This is a genomic window from Nocardia abscessus NBRC 100374, assembly GCF_000308455.1.
In the GTDB taxonomy this organism is placed as follows: Bacteria; Actinomycetota; Actinomycetes; order Mycobacteriales; family Mycobacteriaceae; genus Nocardia; species Nocardia abscessus.
In genome coordinates this window covers 1-4,800 of record NZ_BAFP01000102.1, presented here as the reverse complement: position 1 = coordinate 4,800, position 4,800 = coordinate 1, and the positions used below count along the sequence as shown (strand labels likewise).

Annotated in this window: 5 protein-coding genes; 3 read left to right on the top strand and 2 right to left on the bottom strand. The window is 70.2% G+C overall.

All coding sequences use genetic code 11. From position 1 onward, the window contains the following. The coding region (locus tag ON19_RS20785) for an AAA family ATPase (RefSeq protein WP_157229768.1) at nt 1–1,008 on the top strand (1,008 nt) is incomplete at its 5' end. Nucleotides 1,009–1,183: 175 nt separating this feature from the next. Here the strand turns inward: ON19_RS20785 and ON19_RS20780 are convergent. Continuing rightward, nucleotides 1,184–2,101, bottom strand: coding sequence for an NmrA family NAD(P)-binding protein (locus tag ON19_RS20780; protein ID WP_043695379.1), 918 nt, complete (start codon nt 2,099–2,101; stop codon nt 1,184–1,186). A gap of 107 nt (nt 2,102–2,208) precedes the next feature. Here ON19_RS20780 and ON19_RS20775 point away from each other — a divergent pair, with 107 nt between their 5' ends. Further along, nucleotides 2,209–2,982, top strand: a complete 774-nt coding sequence (locus ON19_RS20775) for a TetR/AcrR family transcriptional regulator (RefSeq protein ID WP_043695376.1) — start codon at nt 2,209–2,211, stop codon at nt 2,980–2,982. A gap of 129 nt (nt 2,983–3,111) precedes the next feature. Here ON19_RS20775 and ON19_RS20770 read toward each other — a convergent pair whose 3' ends face one another. Further along, nucleotides 3,112–3,501: a DUF2237 family protein gene (locus ON19_RS20770; protein WP_019048221.1), complete on the bottom strand. Its 390-nt coding sequence runs from the start codon at nt 3,499–3,501 to the stop codon at nt 3,112–3,114. Nucleotides 3,502–3,694: 193 nt separating this feature from the next. On the opposite strand from ON19_RS20770, the gene ON19_RS20765 reads away from it, so the two are divergent. Then, nucleotides 3,695–4,800, top strand: a 1,106-nt coding sequence (locus ON19_RS20765; RefSeq protein WP_043695372.1) for a signal recognition particle receptor subunit alpha, incomplete at its 3' end; no start/stop codon positions are given.

Sequence of the window (4,800 nt, the reverse complement as noted above, 5' to 3'; positions counted from 1 at the left end):
GGCGCCCGCCGGGACGAGCTGGTGCGCAGGCGCTCGGAATGCGCCGCACAGGTCGAGCAGGTGAAGGAGCGGGCGCGCGCGCTCACCGCGCAGCTGTCCCAGCTCACCGACGCGGTGCACCGGGACGAGGTCGCCAAGGCGCAGGCGGCACTGCGCATCGAACAGCTGGAGGCGAACATCGCCGAGCAGTTCGGCATCGCGCTGGAAGATCTGATCGCCGAGTACGGTCCGGACGTGCCGCTGCCGCCCTCGGCGCTGGAGATGCAGGAGTACGAGCAGGCCAAGGAGCGCGGCGAACAGGTCAGCGAACCCGCCCCGATGCCCTACGACCGGCAGACCCAGGAGCGGCGGGCCAAGCGCGCGGAGAAGGACCTCGCCACCCTGGGCAAGGTGAATCCGCTCGCGCTGGAGGAGTTCGCGGCGCTGGAGGAACGCTACAACTTCCTGGCCACCCAGCTCGAGGACGTCAAGAGCGCGCGCAAGGACCTCCTGGAGGTGGTCGCCGAAGTCGACGCCCGCATCCTGCAGGTGTTCACCGAGGCCTACGCCGACGTCGAGCGTGAGTTCGTCGAGGTGTTCGCGAAACTGTTCCCCGGCGGCGAGGGCAGGTTGCTGCTCACCGACCCCTCGGACATGCTCACCACCGGCATCGAGGTGGAGGCCCGCCCACCGGGCAAGAAGGTCAAGCGATTGTCGCTGCTGTCCGGCGGGGAGAAGTCGCTGACCGCGGTCGCGTTGCTGGTGGCCATCTTCCGCGCCCGCCCGTCACCGTTCTACGTGATGGACGAGGTCGAAGCGGCATTGGACGACACCAACCTGCGTCGCCTGATCGGCCTGTTCGAACAGCTGCGGGAGAAGAGCCAGCTGATCGTCATCACTCACCAGAAGCCGACGATGGAGATCGCCGACGCGCTCTACGGCGTCAGCATGCGCGGTGACGGCATCACCCAGGTGATCTCCCAGCGGCTGCGCGGGGAGAACCTGGCCCCGGTCGGCGCGGCGGGCTGAGCGTCACCAGGCTCGGATCTTCTGCGCAGGCGTACCACCGAGTCGGCGGTACGCCTGGCCGCGGAATACCCCTGCGAGCAGCGCGAAGGTGTTGTCCGCTGCGCGCCGCCCGCTGTGTGCGACGGCGGCCGGTCACGCACGGATCAGCCGTGCGAGCAGGCCGCTCGAATGTGGATTACCGAGCAGCAGTCGCTTTTTCGTTGTCCAGCAGCGCTTTGATCTGGGCCGCACCGGTTTCGGCGAGCCAAGTGTCGAATGTCCGCAGCCCGGGATGGATTTCGCGGATCTCCTCGACGTCCGCGTGCCAGCCGCCGGTATGGCGCATCAGGCGCCAGGTGTTGCCGATCTCCGGGCCGAGCGCGTCCGCGTCGGCTTCGTCGACCTCGTGATAGCGGACCGGGTAACCGGTCGCCGCGCTGATCGCCGCGGCCGCCGTGGGCGGGACGAGCACGTCGCCCGCGAGTTCGAGGACGCGGCCGTGGAATCGCTCCGGATCGGCGAAGACCAGAGCGGCGATATCACCGACATCCGCGAGAGCGATGACCTTCATCGGCCCTTCGGCGGGGAACAGATGCCGGTGTACACCATCGATGATGCCGTCGACCGGTGACGTGCGCAGCAGGTAGTTCTCCATGAAGCGCACCGGGCGCAGCAGGGTGTAGCGGGCGCCGCTGGCGATGACGGCGTCTTCGATGCGCTTCTTGCCCGTCGCGCCCCACGAGGCGTCGTCGCCCATCGAGGCGATGCCGGTGAACACGATCTGCCGCACGCCGGCCTCGCGCGCCGCGTCCACGACCGCTTGTCCGCGCGCGGCTTCCAGGTCGACATCCCAGCCCTGCGGGCTGTACGCGGCGGGCGGGACCAGGAACAGCCCGGTGACACCGGCCAGCGCCGCGGGCAAGGTCTCCGGGGCGTCGAAGTCGGCGACGACGAGTTCCGCACCCGCCGCGGCCAAGTCCTGTGCGGCGGGCGACTGCGCGTCGCGGACCAGCGCGCGCACCGCCCTGCCGTCCGCCAACAGGCTGCGGGCGGTCGCGCCGCCCTGCTGGCCGGTGGCTCCGGTGACCAGGATGAGGTTGTGCTGAGGGGACATGCTCCGCCTTCTCTTGCTCGTTAGAATCGGGTCGGATAACCCGGATTCGGACGATACGGGTGGCTCGACCCGATTGACCAGGTCGCTCAGCGGAAGGCCGTAACGAAATGACCACATCGATCGCCCCGGACGGGCTGTCGCGAGCCGATGCCCGGCGTAATCGCGCCCTCGTGCTGGCCGCCGCGCAGCGCGCCTTCGCCGAGCAGGGCGCCTCGGTGTCGCTCGCCGAGGTCGCCCGCAGGGCCGGCGTCGGCGCGGGCACCGTCTATCGCCACTTCCCGACGAAAGCCGATCTGCTGGAAGCCGTGATGCAGCAGCGCATCGACCGATTGGCGAAACTCGCCGCCGACCATCTCGGCGCATCGGATCCCGGCGCCGCGTTCTTCGACTTCTGTACCGCGGTGATCGCCACGACGCCGGGTAACAAGGCGCTGTGCGACATGGTCCAGTCCGACGACGGCTGGCCGCGCGCGCTGTTGCAGAGCGCGGGCGTGCGTTTCCACCGCGCGTTGGAAGCCCTGCTGGTCGCGGCTCAGCGCGAAGGTGCGGTCCGAGCCGACATCGAACTCGACGACGTGCTGGCGATCTTCACCGGATGCGTTGCGATTCAACAGCTCCGGAAGTCCCAGGGAAGTGTGGACCGCACCGCGGCGATCGTGCTGGACGCGCTGCGCGCGCGGGCGAGTGATCCGGGAGTGACGAAACCGGATGCCGAAGCCGGAAATCGTAACGAATCGGCCGATCGTAACGAAACCTCGGACGAACGCTGCCCCGTCTGTCGCGCCGCGGTGCGCCGCTCGGGGACGGGACGCCGAGCCAGGTATTGCTCGGCGGCATGCCGCCAGAAGGCCCATCGTCGGCGTGTCGCGGCGACCTCCTAGCTGAACGGCGCATTTGCGCCATGTGGTTCTCTACTGCGCCACGGCCGATCGGACACCCGGCGGGTCGACGGTGCGAGCCGACGGTCCGGACGGCGCGTGCCGCGAGCCGAAGAGGGGGTCACAGGTTGCTCAGAGCAGGTCGCTGACGTCGTCCGGCACGTCCACGGCGTACTTGCGCAGGATGTCCATCGAGATCACTTCCAGGGCGTTCTCGTGCGTGGCCGCGAGCACCACCGGCGCGGCGACGCCGTCCTCGTGCGCGTGCAGCCAGCGCACCGCCACCACGCACCAGCGATCGCCCGGCTGCAGGCCGGGGAAGTTGTTCTCCGGGCGCGGCGTGCTCAGATCGTTGCCGATGGACGCTTGATGCTCCAGGAACTCTGCCGTGACGACGGTGCACACAGTGTGGCTGCCCAGATCCTCCGGCCCCGTACTGCAGCAGCCGTCCCGGTAGAAGCCGGTGAGAGGATCGGTGCCGCACTCTTCCAGCGGCCCCCCAAGCACGTTTCGATCGGTCACGTCGCCGATCCTATTGTCCCTTCGCGAGAAGTTCCGCAGGACAAGAAATCTGGAGGGCTGTGTCGGTGCCCGCCCGGGCGCGTCCACGGTGCCGCACGTGCGGTGTTCGCCGAGCTCCGGCCGTCGGCGCGGCGCGGCGACTCGCGCACCGGGTGCGGCTCGGGGCCCATCCCGTGATGGTCGGTCTGCAAGGATGGTTCGCGTGAGTCCCGAAGTCTGGATCCTGATCGCCGCGGTCGCCGCGCTGCTGCTCGTCGTGCTCGTCGCCGGTTTCGTCCGGTACAAGCGCGGCCGCGTGTCGCTGACTCCGCCTACGCAGGAGAAGGAGGTGACCGACCGTTCCGGCGGCTATACCGCCTCCGGCGGATTCAACTTCAGCCGGAGCGGCACGGCGACCGAACCGCAACCGGTCGAGCGCACCGACACCGAAGGACAGCCGCACGTCGGCGACGACGCGGCGATCCCGCGCGACGCGCCCAAGCGTGGCATCACCAACGTTCCGTTGCCGGAGGCGGACGTCGCCGAGGCGCCCCCCGCTTCCGGTGCCGCCGAGCCCACCACCGCACCCACCGAACCCGAAGCGGACTCCTCGACGGCCGAGACGGCGCCGCCCACCGCGGACGAGACGGCGTCGCCGGAGAGCCGGGCTGCCGACACGGCGCCGGTCACCGCCGACGAAACCGACGTCGCGGACGTGACCGCCGAGCCGGTCACCGATGACACCGGCGCCGGCGTGACCACCACCGAGGTCGTCGCTCCCGACACGCCCGCTGGCGTCGAGGCTCCCGCCGCGCTGGAGGAGATCGAGCCCACCGAGGGCCGCCTGGTCCGCCTGCGCGGACGGCTGTCGCGCTCGCAGAACGCGGTCGGCAAGAGCCTGCTCGGTCTGCTCGGCGGCGGTGACCTGGACGACGACTCGTGGGAAGAGGTCGAGGACACCCTCGTCCTGGCCGATCTCGGCACCGCGAGCACCACGGCCGTCGTCGCCCGGTTGCGCGCCGAAATGGCCGCGCGCAGCGTGCGCACCACCGACCAGGCTCGCGCCGTGCTGCGTGACGTGCTGATCGAGCAGTTGCGCCCGGAGCTGGACCGCTCGGTGCGCGCGCTGCCGCATCCGGACCACCCGTCGATCCTGCTGGTGGTCGGCGTGAACGGCACCGGGAAGACCACCACCACCGGCAAGCTCGCCCGGGTACTCGTCGCCGACGGCCGCCGTGTGCTGCTGGGGGCGGCCGACACCTTCCGTGCCGCTGCCGCCGACCAGTTGCAGACCTGGGGTGAGCGGGTCGGCGCCGACAC

What these genes read in the sequence shown, in the direction of transcription:
- ON19_RS20780 (WP_043695379.1), bottom strand. Translation starts at nt 2,101, where the DNA reads ATGTCCCCTCAGCACAACCTCATCCTGGTCACCGGAGCCACCGGCCAG.
- ON19_RS20775 (WP_043695376.1), top strand. Translation starts at nt 2,209, where the DNA reads ATGACCACATCGATCGCCCCGGACGGGCTGTCGCGAGCCGATGCCCGG.